At 40.2% G+C, this 14,842-nt stretch carries 13 protein-coding genes and 1 pseudogene; 6 read left to right on the forward strand and 8 right to left on the reverse strand.

Annotated features, from left to right (window positions below):
• Both L650_RS23695 and L650_RS0109130 read right to left on the reverse strand, forming a co-directional pair.
• Nucleotides 1-1,224, reverse strand: a protein-coding gene (locus L650_RS23695) for an IS3 family transposase (RefSeq protein ID WP_128081053.1) whose coding sequence is annotated in 2 segments (ribosomal slippage) — nucleotides 1-873 and nucleotides 873-1,224 — 1,225 coding nt annotated over the 2 segments. Because the reading frame shifts where the segments join, the coding sequence is not laid out codon by codon here. This gene is flagged as partial in the annotation.
• A gap of 108 nt (nucleotides 1,225-1,332) precedes the next feature.
• Complete coding sequence (locus L650_RS0109130; protein ID WP_029772916.1) at nucleotides 1,333-2,481, reverse strand: hypothetical protein; 1,149 nt, start codon at nucleotides 2,479-2,481, stop codon at nucleotides 1,333-1,335.
• A 206-nt stretch (nucleotides 2,482-2,687) separates the two neighbouring features.
• Between L650_RS0109130 and L650_RS0109135 the strand changes: the two genes are divergently transcribed.
• Nucleotides 2,688-4,055 (forward strand): alkaline phosphatase PhoX, encoded by a 1,368-nt coding sequence (locus tag L650_RS0109135; RefSeq protein ID WP_029772917.1) that lies wholly within the window; start codon nucleotides 2,688-2,690, stop codon nucleotides 4,053-4,055.
• Nucleotides 4,056-4,304: 249 nt separating this feature from the next.
• Here L650_RS0109135 and dps read toward each other — a convergent pair whose 3' ends face one another.
• Nucleotides 4,305-4,820: a DNA starvation/stationary phase protection protein Dps gene (gene dps / locus L650_RS0109140; RefSeq protein WP_029772918.1), complete on the reverse strand. Its 516-nt coding sequence runs from the start codon at nucleotides 4,818-4,820 to the stop codon at nucleotides 4,305-4,307.
• Between the two features lie 610 nt (nucleotides 4,821-5,430).
• Here dps and L650_RS0109145 point away from each other — a divergent pair.
• Complete coding sequence (locus L650_RS0109145) at nucleotides 5,431-6,210, forward strand: nucleoside-binding outer membrane protein (RefSeq protein ID WP_029772919.1); 780 nt, start codon at nucleotides 5,431-5,433, stop codon at nucleotides 6,208-6,210.
• 89 nt (nucleotides 6,211-6,299) lie between these two features.
• On the opposite strand, the gene L650_RS0109150 is transcribed toward L650_RS0109145, so the two are convergent.
• Together L650_RS0109150 and L650_RS0109155 are read right to left on the reverse strand one after the other, a co-directional pair.
• Nucleotides 6,300-7,079: a DUF2189 domain-containing protein gene (locus tag L650_RS0109150; RefSeq protein ID WP_029772920.1), complete on the reverse strand. Its 780-nt coding sequence runs from the start codon at nucleotides 7,077-7,079 to the stop codon at nucleotides 6,300-6,302.
• Nucleotides 7,080-7,351: 272 nt separating this feature from the next.
• A complete protein-coding gene (locus L650_RS0109155; RefSeq protein ID WP_029772921.1) occupies nucleotides 7,352-7,738 on the reverse strand; it encodes a hypothetical protein in 387 nt (128 codons plus the stop codon).
• Between the two features lie 248 nt (nucleotides 7,739-7,986).
• Here L650_RS0109155 and L650_RS0109160 point away from each other — a divergent pair, with 248 nt between their 5' ends.
• The 3 genes from L650_RS0109160 (at nucleotide 7,987) to L650_RS0109175 (ending at nucleotide 11,700) form a co-directional block, all read left to right on the forward strand.
• Nucleotides 7,987-8,820 (forward strand): mechanosensitive ion channel family protein, encoded by an 834-nt coding sequence (locus L650_RS0109160; RefSeq protein ID WP_004589490.1) that lies wholly within the window; start codon nucleotides 7,987-7,989, stop codon nucleotides 8,818-8,820.
• A 230-nt stretch (nucleotides 8,821-9,050) separates the two neighbouring features.
• Nucleotides 9,051-11,123, forward strand: a complete 2,073-nt coding sequence (locus L650_RS0109170) for a catalase (RefSeq protein WP_029772922.1) — start codon at nucleotides 9,051-9,053, stop codon at nucleotides 11,121-11,123.
• A 106-nt stretch (nucleotides 11,124-11,229) separates the two neighbouring features.
• Nucleotides 11,230-11,700, forward strand: a complete 471-nt coding sequence (locus tag L650_RS0109175) for a GFA family protein (RefSeq protein WP_029772923.1) — start codon at nucleotides 11,230-11,232, stop codon at nucleotides 11,698-11,700.
• Nucleotides 11,701-11,766: 66 nt separating this feature from the next.
• On the opposite strand, the gene L650_RS0109180 is transcribed toward L650_RS0109175, so the two are convergent.
• Nucleotides 11,767-12,783 carry a substrate-binding domain-containing protein gene (locus L650_RS0109180; RefSeq protein WP_029772924.1) on the reverse strand — a complete coding sequence of 339 codons (1,017 nt, stop codon included), beginning with the start codon at nucleotides 12,781-12,783 and terminating at the stop codon, nucleotides 11,767-11,769.
• 169 nt (nucleotides 12,784-12,952) lie between these two features.
• Between L650_RS0109180 and L650_RS0109185 the strand changes: the two genes are divergently transcribed.
• Entirely contained in the window at nucleotides 12,953-13,426 is a 474-nt protein-coding gene (locus L650_RS0109185) for a VOC family protein (protein WP_004588872.1), read from the forward strand.
• Nucleotides 13,427-13,457: 31 nt separating this feature from the next.
• Here L650_RS0109185 and L650_RS0109190 read toward each other — a convergent pair whose 3' ends face one another.
• Nucleotides 13,458-14,225 carry a DUF6515 family protein gene (locus L650_RS0109190; protein WP_004588873.1) on the reverse strand — a complete coding sequence of 256 codons (768 nt, stop codon included), beginning with the start codon at nucleotides 14,223-14,225 and terminating at the stop codon, nucleotides 13,458-13,460.
• A gap of 435 nt (nucleotides 14,226-14,660) precedes the next feature.
• A pseudogene (locus tag L650_RS0109195) lies at nucleotides 14,661-14,842 on the reverse strand (hypothetical protein); the annotation flags it as partial.

Below are 14,842 nucleotides of genomic sequence, written 5' to 3' on the forward strand. Positions count from 1 at the left end.
CTTGGTGCGAAAGCGCCAGGTCTTTTTTATGCACTTGATTTGGTGTTTTCATATCCAAACTTAAGTGCGGTCGCATTTCATTGTATATAAATATCGATTCTTCAACGAGCTGTTTTAACTCTGCCATATTGCGACATTTATACAGTAAAAACTCTTGCTTTAATATCCCGTTAATACGCTCTGCTAATGCGTTTTGATAACAGTCATACCCATCGGTCATCGATGGTCTAATGCCCTCTTTTAATAGCGCATTTTGATATACTTCAGAGCAATATTGTAAACCTCTATCTGAATGATGAATGGCATCACGTTTATATACGCGTTGCTTAATTGTCATTTCTAATGCTCTGACTACATCGGTTGCTTTCATTTCATCACTCAGCTCATAACCCATTATTTTTCGACTGTAAGCATCAGTGACTAACGATAGGTAATGCACGCCTTGCGCTGACTTTACGTATGTAATGTCACTAACGAAGACTTCCTCGGCCGCAGTAGGCATGTATTCCTTTAGTAAATTGGGATGCTTGCGCATCCAATGGTTACTGTTTGTTGTTTTAGTGTAATTTTTCTTTGGTTTTACAAGAAAGTCATGCTCTCTCAAATAATCAAAAAAACAATCACGACCTAGTTTAATGCCACGCTCTTGCAGGTCTGGCTTTATCATCAGATAAAGTTTCTTCCCACCAATACGAGGCATGAATTGCCGCCAGTACATCACTAATTCTTTGACTGGCTCCAATTCTTTATTCCGAGCATCTATTCTGCGCATAGCTTGATAGTAACCTTGTCGCGTTACGCCATATGCACGGCATAACGGAGTAAGCTTTATTTGATGGTTTTCTTTTGCGCGCGTGATAGCTCGGATATGTACTTTTTTCGCAAGCCCGCTCCATATTCTTCATCCATAATATTAATCATTTCATCTTTGATTAAATCCTTTAGGCGTAACTCTTCTATCTCGCGCTCTAAACGTTTAATTTTTTGTGCTGGGGTTTCTTTCGATTTAGGCATGTTGGCTATATAAGTTGGTTTAGACCAATCTAATTTACCATGTTTTCGCAGCCATACCAGAACGGTACTGCGGCCTTGAATACCGTAATGACTTTGCGCTTGTTTATAGGTGAAGTCGCCTTTTTCTACTTGCTCAACAATAGATAATTTAAAGCCTAATGTATAATCTCGCTGAGTACGCTTAACGTCTTTAATTTTAGTGGTTTTCATAAAATAAGTCCTAAATGTGTAAACACATTTCAGGACAAGACACGCTTAAAAGTAAAAAAGGGCAATTAATATTGCCCTTTTTTTATGTATATTAATTGCTTAGCTTTATTATAATGCCACTAAGCTTTGCGTGAGCATTGCTTTAATTTGTTTAACTATGTTGGCTTCTGTTTCGGGTTCAAATTGTTGAATACGCGGGGTATGGATATGCCCAGTAGGAATGCTCGAATTTAGCGCGTCACGCAGGCGAATACTACGATACGATATTTCGTTAGACAAATAACCACCCCCGCCGCCATTTACCGCAACACTGTTTTTAAGCGCGCCGTATGAGCCGGCTTTAAAGGTTTTAGCAAGTGTAGTTACTTCGCGGTTGTCGATTACTTTATATGGGCCTTTGGCGTTTTGCATGGCGCTTACTGGTAGGCTAAATTTTACAAACTCATTACCAGGTAGTGGGCGGCCATTTAACTTGGGTATAACAGGGCTTGTTTGCGTACCGCCGTAGACAATATTGGCGTTATCTGGCGCGGTTACGCTGCGGCGTTTACCAGGAAAGTGCTCTAAATCAAACTCGGTTCTGCCCATGCTAACCGTTACAACCATGTCGACGTTGTTAAGTGCATAGTAGGGGGCAAGGAGTGATTCTATTATACCTTGGTCAAAGTCTTCGTAGCGTACTGGTACCATAACCGTATTAATTTCGGCGCTAACGCCATTGTAATTAATAACTTGGCCATCGAGTAACAATGCGGCGACCCCAGATGGGTTGCTTTGGTTGATATTTTTGTCGAGTAAAAAAGGGTCAAATCCGGTAAGTATAATTTTTTTATCACTGCCTGATGAAAAAGCTAAATCGGTACGGCCTCGGCTGCCCTCTTCAAGCATGCTTAGCAGCGTATTTATTTGCGCGTCAGATAGCTCAACGTTAGCTTCGGTTGTACGTATTACTTTGCTTGAAAGCAAGCGCGCCCAGTAAAGTGCTCGGTCGTCGTAATTGTTAGTTTTAATAATGCGTTGCTTAGCGCTTTCCCACAGCTCAAAACTATAGGTTTGAATGAGCTGCTTTGCCTCTTTAAAGTTATTGAGCGCTTTAAACTGTTGCTCAAAGGTGGTTACTTCTTTATTAAAGGCCGATAACACATTGGGCATTGCTGTTTGTGCTTTGCTGATGCGTTGTTCTTCAACGGTGAGTGGATTACTTAAAGCTGCGAATGAAGAGGCCATTAAGCTGGTTGCTAGTAATACTTTGATCATGATACTCCTAATTAAGCCGTTGTTATTTGAGTAACTTACTATCCTACTATTAAACAGTGAGGGCAATTATTTAAAGTTGAATTAACTGATATCTGGTACGGATGGAATGTTACATTATTACATTTTGATGAATTTAGCAAAGCGCCGCACTTCTAGCGGGTTATTTCCTTTACTATAGATTTAATAAAAAACACGGGAATAAAATAATGGTTTCTAGAAGAGAGTTTTTATTTAGTGCAGGCTCGATTGCGTTTATTGGCTTATCGCGCAGCGCAATGGGTAACGTTGCTTTACCTGAAGTAACAACAAAGTTACCTGCTTATGGCCCATTAATAGCCGACCATCAGGCCTTATTAGATTTACCTAAAGGCTTTAGTTATCGGGTTATATCGGCACTTGGCGATAAAATGGATGATGGTTTAGACGTACCCGACCGTGCCGATGGCATGGGTTGCATTGCATTAGATAACGAACGCGTAGCCCTTATACGTAACCATGAGTTACAACCTAAACACATTAATAAAGCGTCTGATTTAATTAGTAATCACAAAACCCCCTTAGCCTATGATTCATTTAAAAATGGTGTTGCTTTGCCTGGGGGCACTAGCCATATAATTTATAACTTAAAAGAGCAAAAACGCGAGCAAGAGTATTTATCGCTGTGCGGCACAATAAGAAACTGCTCAGGCGGTGTAACGCCGTGGGGGAGTTGGCTAACCTGCGAAGAAACCGTTATGGATAAAAGCGATGGCTTGTCTCAATCTCACGGTTACATTTTTGAGGTACCAGCCAGCGCCAAAGGCTTAATTAAGCCTGAGCCATTATATGATATGGGCCGCTTTAATCATGAAGCCGCCGCAATAGACCCACAAACTGGTATTGTTTATTTAACTGAAGATAGAGGCGATAGTTTGTTTTATCGGTTTATTCCTCATCATCGCGGTAAGTTAAATAAAGGCGGCACATTGCAAGCTATGGTAATTAAAAACCAGCCTCAGTTTGATAGCCGAAATTGGGATTCACCGGCCATGCCATTACACAGCGACCTTTTAGTTGAATGGATAACGCTCACAGACCCTAAAAGCCCAAATGATGACCTACGTAAGCAAGGTTATAAAAACGGTGCAGCCTTATTTGCAAGAGGAGAGGGAATACATTGGGGTAAAAATGAGCTTTATTTTTGCTGTACTAATGGGGGCAAAAAGCAGTTAGGTCAGGTAATGAAGTACACACCTTCAAAAAACGAAGGCACTGAGTTAGAGCAAAATGAGCCTGGTAAAATACAACTATTTGTAGAAAGTACAAACGAGTCGTTATACAACTTTGGTGATAATTTAACGGTAGCGCCTAACGGGCATTTAATTGTATGTGAGGATCAATACACTGACACGGTGAATAACCATTTACGCGGGGTAACACCTAAAGGAGAGGTGTATAATTTTGCTAAATTGAATGCGCAAACAGAGCTTGCTGGGGCGTGTTTTTCACCTGACGGGCAAACCTTGTTTGTAAACGTATACATGCCAACTAAAACGTTGGCTATTACTGGTCCTTGGGATAGTTTTAAGCTTTAAAGTGGTAAAAATACAAACGCTTAGTATAGGTATGCTAAGCGTTTGCATTTTAACAATCCTTGTAGGTTTACCAAATCCGTTAGCAAGCTTTAATCATCCTTGGTGCATTTACTACATCCTTTATGTAATAAGCAACGGGTCCTTGTAGTTTGCACTTCATCCTGTACCTACTTATGTAACGTATCCTTGTACCTTTATTAGTCCTTTAACTCTTATTAACATTCCTTGTATGGCAAAGTGGGTAATAAATTAATGATTTAGTTTACCTGCAGACGATTCAATGTGTGCACGTACAAACCATTGAAACTGTTCTAAGTCACCTAGCTGGCTGGTGATCATATCCTCTGATACTGGGTCTAAGTCAGACAGCGTGCCAATGGCTTTGCGGTGGTCGGCGTTTACGCCACTGTATACTTTGTCTAATGCACCTAAATGTTCTACTACAAAGGCTTTACCTAATGAGTATTCTTCCCATGTGCGGCGATCTACAATTGACTTAGGTGTACCTTGTGGCGTACCGCCTAATGTAGCAATCCGCTCTGCGATGGTGTCGGTCATTTCGCGAATAGCATCGACTTGTGGGTCTAACATTTCATGCACACCAATAAAGCTTGGGCCTACTACATTCCAGTGAATATGCTTTAAAGTAAGTTGTAAGTCTAAAAGCGCTACGAGTCGGTTATCGAGTGTTTCAATTGTTTTTTTTGCTGATTCGTTATCCATACCTGGGGCTGTAAATTCAATTGGGTGTTGTGAGTTACTCATAATGTCTCCCGTTGTGTAATTTGTTGTATGTAGCCATTGCTACCATTTAACTTGCAATACATGAAGCAAAGCCTATGCCTACCAAGTTTATTTATTTAAGTTGTTGATATTTAATGTTTTATTTTTATTTTGGTACGTAGGGTTAAAAAAGGAGGGACGTAGATTATGAATTTTATGCACTTATTTTTGTAAATTGTGCACAGTAATAAAAAAGCTGTGGCTGTTTATCGAAAGAGTTGAAATTTGTTTATGCTCAATAAGGCGTAGTCTGTGTAATACAGCTACCTAAAGTACCTAGCCTTACAATTCACGCCGTTATTAAATTGCCTTTAAAGCTCACCTTAATATTGCACGCGCTACAACCTCTAAATAAAACCCAGTAAATAAGCTAAGCAAGGGTATAAAAATATAAAGGTGCTTATTTATTACCTGCGTAATGATTAATTTAGGTGCTTTATAAAGGGCTAACGCTGCTCTTTTAAAGCCGCGCTACTGGGCTTTACTGCTTAGATTTTAAAAATCAGCCTTTGTACTTATTTAATTTCTTTAGTTGGTGAATGCTCACTGATATACTCCCGCCGCATTTTAATTGGGGTTATGTAAATAAATCATGAATTTTTTAAAAACACTGTTTACAACATCTATACTGCTTTTGTCTCACTCAGCACTAGCAGAAAATTGGAGCGTCACACAGCTTCACACAAATTTTGGCGATGCCTTAAATCCCTTTACCGGGGAGTCGTCATTTACACGCACCTACACCATAGAGCATGCCTCAGAGCATGACTTAGGTGATAACTACTTTTTTATCGACTTTTTAAACGACAGCCTTAGTGATGGTTTTCAAGATACGGGTATATATGGCGAGTGGTACACAACACTTAGCTTATCAAAAGCCTTTGGTACCTCTGTGCGTTATGGTGCAATAAAAGACACAGGTTTAGTGTTTGGTATAAACGCCGGTGAAGAGGGGTTAATGAAATATACCCCAGGCATCAAGCTCAGCTGGGATGCCCCAGGCTTTGATTTTTTAACAACCACTTTTGCAGGTTACATTGATGCCAACGGCGGCGTGCAAAAAGATCAGCTAGCCAAGCAAGACAACAGCATTTTTATAGACCTTGCATGGGGTGCTCCTTTTACACTAGCTAGCCAAGCATTTTATTTTACTGGCCACGTAGAATATATTTCTGGGCGTGATGACGAACTAGGCAATAAAGTTAATGAGTGGCTGCTTGCTCAACCCGCTGTGCATTGGGATGTAGGGCAAAACTTTAATTTAAACCCGCAGCAGTTAATGGTAGGGGTAGAGTGGCGCTATTGGTACAACAAGTTAGGGACTAATAAAATAGAAAATCAGCCCTTTTTACATGCTATTTGGGTATTTTAAGCACAGCTTGCTTTGCTAGGTTGATAAAAAAATAGCGCCTTTTGGCGCTATTTTTAGTCAGTGTGGTTGGAACTTTAAGTGGTTGGTTGTTACTCGTAACCACGAGGTTTTTTGGTTTTAATAACTGCAATATAAGCATGCCAACTGGCATAACTAAGTAAAGGCATAATTACAATAAAGCCCGTGGCACCGGTAGCAAAACCAACAGCTACCAATAAAAATATACAAATTGACCATACCACCATAGCGGCAAAGTTAGTTTTTACAGCGTTCATAGAGCTTATTACAGCGGTCATAATATCTACTCGGCGCTCCATCATTATTTGTGGAGCAAAAGCAGAAAGCGAAAATACAGTCACCAGTAATACCCCTCCTATTATGCTGCCTAACGTTAAAAACGCCGATAACTCTTCAAAGGTGGGATTGGCGTGGCTAGGATATAAAGCATGCACAAGCGCAGCTAAACGCATCCAAGCAATCATGATAACCATTAGCATTATTGCAAAGCCCCATTCGCCTACTGGGTTTCTAAACATCGACTTTATAGAGTGGCTAAATGTGGGTTTATGGCCTTTTTCAAGCTCCCATGCTACATCGTAAAGGCCTGCCGCGAAGGCTGGGCCTATTAATGCAAACGCCACGGTTGCAGGCAGTATTACTAAATATGTACCTGTAAACATTGCCCAGTAAACAATAGCAACAGGAATAAGGGTAAATATTACCCCGTAAATAAGGCTCAATATGGGCGCACGGGTCATGTCTTTAAATGCCAGTGCTAGCCAGTGAAAAGCCGCAAATGTGTTTACCTTATTGCATTCAATGCAGCGGGCAAATTCAGAGTGTTTATTAATCGTATTTGTTGTTGGCATAACAACGCTCCTTAACAAGGTGTCTCTTTAAGGTTTAGAACACATTGGCTTTATTTACAAATGTAAGGGCTGAGTAAAATTAGAGATTGAATAATTAAAGAGAAATTTTTAATTATTGGGTATCAATAACTTAATTTTTTTGTTTATAGGTAAAACTATACGAATGAAAATCTTGAATTGTTCAATAAGTAGTCGGTTTATTTTGTGTCATGCCTAAATTAAAGAATTATTGTAGCCCAAGTAGGTAGGCTACAACCGTAAACAATAATAAGTTAGATCATTTCAGCGTCGATGTGACGTATTAAGTTTGTGACCCAATTTACATACTGACGGTGAATTTTTTTGCCATTGTAATTAAGGTTTTTAGAGCTAACGTAACTAACACTATAAGCAGTTTCATCGAAGTTAATTGCAACTGTTAGTTGGTGAGTTCTAATGTTCAAAACACCATTAATTACTCCTGCAGATTCATGTGTACACTCCCACCCTAGTTTTATACAGGCTTTAACTATCCCTTTTTCGATCTGTTGAAGATCGCTATTCGTTGAAGAAATTTTTGGAATTGGATGGTCCTCAAAATTTTTAACTGGGACAGTTGTTGTGCAGCCTACAAAGAAGGTAAGTGCGGAGGCCATAAGTAGAAGGGAATGTTTTTTCATAATAGTCCTTTTTAATATTTAGCGAGCAGTAACCTAACTGCTACACGAGATTTACAGGTGCAATTATCGGTAAATTTACTTTTTAAAACCAGAGGTAATTTGTATTAAAGGATTATTTAAATTTAAAAAGTAATAGAGCTGCTTTATATAAAAATACAATATAAAACTCGTAGGTAGGTTAATAAAAAGTTAATATAAAGTGTTTTGTATGCTTTTGTATTTACAACCAGTCTAACAGGAACAATAAAATGGATGAGATAATAAATAATATTGATGTAAATCAGTATTTGCCGGCAGCAGTAATGTGGGCAACAAATATTCTAATGGCAATTGTTATATTACTAATAGGCTTATGGCTTGCGGGTAAAGTGCGTAATATGATTATTAGTTTATGCCATAAATACACTCACTTTGATGACACGCTGTTTCGCTTTTTAGGCAGTATGGCGCGCTATGTTATTTTAGCGTTTGTATTTATTGCCGTGTTAAACCGCTTTGGTGTGCAAACAGCTTCAATAATTGCGCTATTAGGTGCGGCAGGTTTAGCTATTGGTTTAGCGCTGCAAGGTGCTATGTCTAACTTAGCTGCAGGTGTAATGTTACTTATATTTAGACCTTACAAAGTAAACGACTTTATTGAAGCCGCAGGGCGCTTTGGTAAAGTGACCGAGGTTGATATGTTTACAACTATTTTGCAAACGTTCGATAATCAGCAAGTTATTATCCCAAATAGCCAAATTTGGGGAGCGCAAATTATTAATCATTCGCATCACCCTATTCGTGGCGTAGATATGCACTTTGGTGTGGCATACGATGAAAACACCGACGCTGTTCGCAAAGTTATTGATAGCGTGCTTGAGGCTCATCCACACATACTAAAAGACCCTGCTCCTTTTGTTGAAGTAGAAACACTAAACAACAGCTCGGTAGACTTTTTAGTAAGACCTTTTTGTAAAGGCGAGCACTACTTCGAAATTTTATACACGGTGCCAGAGCTGATTAAAAAAGCCCTTGATGAAAACAATATCGAAATTCCATTCCCACATCGTAAAGTTATTTTAGTTAACGAGAATAAAGATTAAGGCTTAAGCCTAAGAGCACTTTTTAAGTGCTCTTTTTTTGTCTGAAAAAGTTACACGCCTGTGTAATTTTTTCTTTTATAAATTACCTCAAATACTACTTTTTTGTCTGTACAGCCCTTTTTTTACTAGGTTGGATGGCTGGTCTTTATTTTGCATTTGCATAGTCGCTTTTAATATAAAGCCCATAAAAACTATCGACCCATTAAATCAAATTGTATGAAGGACTAAACATGGCTGAATCATTTAAATACTCAGGCAATAAAGGGCATGGTGGCGAATTACATCAAAAGGCTTCTGATGAATACCCAACGATGACCACCGCGCAAGGGTGCCCTGTTAGCGACGATCAAAACTCATTACGTGCAGGCAAGCGCGGCCCAGGTTTATTAGAAGATCATGTAATGCGCGAAAAGCTGTTTCACTTTGATCACGAACGCATTCCAGAGCGTGTGGTACATGCCAGAGGCTACGGTGCTCATGGTTATTTTGAAACCTACGATACGCTTGAAGATTTAACCTGTGCTGATATTTTTCAGCGCAAAGGTGAAAAAACACCGGTATTTGCACGGTTCTCAACTGTGGCAGGGAATAAAGGGTCTCCCGATTTAGCACGTGATGTTCGCGGGTTTGCTGTTAAATTTTACACCCAAGAAGGAAACTGGGATTTAGTGGGTAACAACATACCTGTATTTTTTATTCAGGATGCGATGAAGTTTCCTGATTTAATTCACTCAGCTAAGGCTGAACCAGACCGTGGTTTTCCACAAGCGCAAACCGCGCACGATAACTTTTGGGACTTTGTGAGCTTATCGCCTGAGTCAATTCATATGATTATGTGGGCCATGTCAGATAGAGCCATACCGCGCTCTTTACGCTTTATGGAAGGCTTTGGTGTTCATACCTTTAAATTTATTAATGCAAATGGCGATGAAAAATTTGTTAAGTTTCATTGGAAACCCAAAGCCGGTATGCAGTCAGTAGTGTGGAACGAAGCACTTAAACTTAATGGTGCTGACCCTGATTTTCATCGTCGAGACATGTGGGAATCTATTGGTAAAGGCGACTTCCCAGAGTGGGAGCTAGGTGTACAAGTGTTTGATCAGCAATTTGCTGATGAATTTGAATTTGATGTTTTTGATGCCACCAAGCTTATACCTGAAGAGCAAGTACCCGTAAAAATTGTGGGCCGCATGGTGCTTGACCGTGTAGTTGATAACTTTTTTGCCGAAACAGAGCAAGTGGCTTTTTGTACACAAAACATTGTACCTGGGCTTGATTTTACACCCGACCCATTACTACAAGGGCGTAACTTTTCGTATTTAGATACTCAAACCAAACGCTTAGGCGGTCCTAACTTTACGCATATTCCGGTTAATGCGCCTAAATGCCCAATGCGTCATTTTCAACAAGATGGCCACATGGCAATGCATAACCCTAAAGGGCGTGCTAACTACGAGCCAAACTCGTGGAGCGGCGATGAGCATAACCCCCGCGAATGCCCAGTGCATGGCTTTAAAAGCTCAAGCGAGCCAGAAGTAAGCGGTGGAGATAAGCTGCGCTATCGCTCAGAAACATTTAGCGATCACTACAGCCAAGCGCGCCAATTTTACTTAAGCCAAACAGAAGTAGAGCAAGCGCACATTCAATATGCATTTGTATTTGAGCTTTCAAAAGTAGAGCATGTGCCGATTCGTGAGCGTGTGGTTTCGCACTTATTAAATGTAGATAACACATTAGCGCAAGAAGTTGCAAAAGGCCTGCGCCTGCAAGATATGCCAGAGCCGGCTGAAGCTGCTATGCCAACGCGTAACGATTTACCTGTATCAGATGCGCTAAGTATTTTAAAAAATGCGCCAGATACCTTTAAAGGTCGTAAGTTAGGTATTTTAGTGAGCGATGGCTTTGATGCTGATATTTTTAATTCGGTTACAAATGCCTTAGACGCTGAAGGTGCTAACTACGAAATTGTTGCCGCACAAGTAGGTGGTGCATGTTGCAGTAAAGGTAAGCATGTAGCAGCGGATCAAGTAATCAATGGCGGCCCTTCGGTGCTTTACGATGCGGTGATGGTACTTGCAACGCAAGAGGGCGCTAAGAAGCTTTCTGGTATTCCTGAGGCAAAAGACTTTGTGAGCGATGCGTTCGCGCACATGAAATACATAGGCTACACAAAAGATGCCATGGCATTATTTGAAGCCGCAGGGCTTGATGGTAAAGCCGACGATGGTTGGATAGATTTAAACATGCACTCTGCAGATAAATTTATTGAAACATTGCGCAATTTAAGATTTTGGCAGCGTTAGAACAAAACGCTTTAGAAAATAAAAACCACACCCAGTAAAGGGTGTGGTTTTTTTATGGCTAACTGGTTATGGTATTAACTCTAAACAGTAACTAATTGGATTTATTATGAAGCTTAAAGCCGCTTGTCACTGTGGCAAAGTAACGTTTAGTGTGAGCTCTAAACACCCTTATCCTTATAACTTATGTTACTGCTCTATTTGTCGTAAAACGGCCGGCAGTGGCGGGTTTGTTATAAACTTGAACGCACAATACAGCACGCTTGAGGTTACAGGGCGTGAACATATTACTGTTTATCATGCCAAAGTGGGTGATAAAACCAGCCCCGCTGAGCGCCATTTTTGTAAGCACTGCAGCAGTAATTTGTGGTTATATGATTCGCGATGGCCTGAGCAAGTTCATCCCTTTGCTGGGGCAATAGACAGCGAATTACCCATATCGCCAGAGCGCACCCACTTAATGCTTGCCAGTAAGGCTAATTGGGTTACCCCGCATATTCAAAAGAATGATAAACAGTTTGATGAATACCCCGATGAAAGCATTGCAGCGTGGCACCAACGCTTAAACTTAGAGCAATAATACGCTGGCTAAAGTGCGCTGCATCGTACTTAAAAGGGCATACCCCCCAGTTAACAGGGTAAAGTTTTAATGATTAACAGTGCACTGTGAGGCGTTACTTTGTGTACAGTAATGAAAGTCGGTGTAGTAGTGAGATTGCGCAGGCTTTTTATTATATAAAATGTAGTCGTGCATTAGCTTGGTGCTCAAGCGGCCCATTTCAAAAGGGTTTTGCCCTATGTTAGCCGAAGAGAGGCCCCTGCTTAACACATTGAGCTGTATTTCTTCTGTATCGGCAGAAACAATAATAATGTCTTTATCGGCAATACGTTGCTTAAAAGGCGCTAAGGCATTTACGTAATGAGGGTTAAATTGTGCAAACCCCGCCACAGCTAAAAAAATGGGTGGGTTGTCCATTTTTAATAAATGCATTAACTGCTTTAGTGACTCTTCGCGCTTACCTAAACTAAATAAGGGGCAGCGACTATGTTCGCGCCAGCCGTTTTTACCTGATAGGTGCGCTGTCGCTTGATCAGACAGCGCATACCTAACCCCAGCAATACGCTTGTTTAAATTAGGGGTTGTATGGTGCCCCGACTGCATGCAAAGCGTATTATTTGCTTTGTTGGTCAGTTTTTTTACTTGCTCGCCTAAGGCAACGCCAAAGTCGAAGTTGTTACTGCCTACGTAGGCTAGGCGGTACTGTTGGTGTTTTTCAAGCAGGTCAGAATCAAACGTTATAACAGGAATGTTTTTACTTTTAAGCGCCATTAATGAACGAGTGACCAAATGCTGAGAGTCGGTTGTTGCTACAATTAACCCATCTATTTTTTGATCAACTAACCTATTAATGACCATAGATTGGCTACGAATGTCTTGAAAGTCTTTTGGTCCATCGTACTTGCATTCTATTTCTGGGTGCTCACTACTAAAGTGCAAACAGCCTTTAAAGGCTTGCTGATAAAAGGAGTCGTTTTTTGTTTTACCTACAATGGCAATCACAACTTTAGCCACGCTTTGGTGGGCAAATAAAGCACACCAGCTTAAAACTAAATATTTCAGAACTTTATACTTTTTAGCGGCGAGGCTAATTTTAGCTAACATTATAAAAGTCCTAAGCAAATAAAAGTAAGATATATATTACAGCTAGTATAGTTATTGACCACAAATTGGCTAATTTAATTATAGTGACTTAAATGAGTTAACACGTTGAAAGAAGTGTTTTTAACCTATAGGCTAAATACATACCCCATAAAAAATAATGGAGAGCGTTATGACTGTTTCAGCAATTCCCAAAGGGTTTAGTTCGGTAACACCGTACTTAATTATAGAAGGTGCTCAGCAAGCTATTTGTTTTTATCGTGATGCATTTAATGCGCAGTTAGTAATGCAAATGCCGCTGCCAGAGGGCGGTATAGCCCATGCTGAAATTATAATTGGCGACTCCCATATTATGATTTCGGACTCATGCCCGGATGAGTCATTTAAAAGCCCCAATGCACTTGGTGGCACACCGGTAAGTTTAATGCTTTACGTAGAAGATGTAGACAGTGTATTTAAAAAGGCAATTGAACTTGGCGCTACAGAAGTACGCCCAGTGCACGACCAGTTTTATGGTGATAGAGCCGGCACCCTACAAGACCCATTCGGGCATATTTGGACCATAGGCACCCATAAAGAAGATTTAAGTGAGCAAGAAATTAACCAACGAATGGCCGACTTAATGTCAAAAGAGCAAGATGCATAAAGCAGCTTGCCCTGCGTTTGAGCTAAATTGTTTACCCTAAATTTATCGCTAAATATTTTATTTCGTCACCGTTTATTTGCGGTAAAAAATAAATATCTTGGTACTTAAAATATTGTTGATCGTTAATCGTGACTGCCTCTGCCGAAATAGGGAGGGTGTCGTAGGTTTGCCCTAAATCATAATTTTTAGCACTGCCTACCTTAATAGCCTGATTAACCACTATTTTAGGCTCATCAACTACTCTATAACCATTATTATCTGCCACGTAATATACATTTTGGTAGGTATAGTAAGTGGTATTATGGCGTTTAAAGTGTGAATAATGCCTTGGTAGTGAGCGTATTCTTAAGCCTCTTGGTGGCTTAACTACGTGGTAGCCTCTTTTTGCTTTTCTATAGTAAATACCATCACTAAATGTAAACGTAATGCCATTAAATCTGATTGAAGCACTATTGCGCGGTAAATGATTAAAATAATGCCCAGGCCGGTAGGTCACTACGTTGTGGCGATTATGTTTAAAATAATTACGAGTGCGTTGCTGCTGTTTGTAATGGGCAACTTTGCGCTTTTGCTCTTTGCGGTGCTCGCGTTTGGCTTGTTTGCGCTCTTTACGGTCGTTTTTTTTATATTCTATACGCTGTTTTTTGTCATCGCGGCGCTCATCTCGTTTGTATTCGATGCGTTTTGCGCGCTCATTATTAAAACTTTTTGCGTGTTCTCGCTCATTGGGTGCTGCATATGCAGCGCCAGATACTGCACTTATGGCAAGTAGAGCAGGGAGTAATTGAGTCAGTTTCATACTAGTGCCTCGTGTATGTTGTTACATAACTGGGTTCAATACTAGCGCTTTAAACTGAATGGTAACTGACATGTAACCGATAACAGGGGCGTGTTTACAGCTTTTTACTAACGTTTACTGTTCTTAACACAAGCCAACGTTTTCTCACATTTTTGACGATTTTAGGAACTTTTATAGGCTATAAGTTGCGTAACTAATTGTTACGGCAAGTGCTTTTAACGCTTGACGTAATTTATAATTAGCCTGAATTTGGATAATAAATCTATCTCGGGCAGCTATTTTCAGTGCAAACCGCGTTTAACTTACTTGCAATAGGCCAGCGATTGACGCGTAAATTTGCCTTATTTTCACTGAAAGTTTCTGGTTAGAGAAAATAAACTTAAATATCATTATGGTTCAATATGTTAGTAAATCTCTAACCAGAGTTCAGGTTAATTAGCGTTTAGGTTTTTCGGGTAGGGCTGCTTTTAGCTGCTCCGGTGTTACGTTAAGTGCCTTTGCTACAACCGTTAAATCGGCATTAGGGCCGCCGGCTTTTTGCATTGCTTGCATAAGCATTTCTTCGCTAATACCTAGTTTGTTAGCAGCGTCAGCAAACCCCGGTGGCGACATGCCGC

Source organism: Pseudoalteromonas sp. TB51 (assembly GCF_000498055.1).
GTDB classification, from domain to species: domain Bacteria; phylum Pseudomonadota; class Gammaproteobacteria; order Enterobacterales; family Alteromonadaceae; genus Pseudoalteromonas; species Pseudoalteromonas atlantica.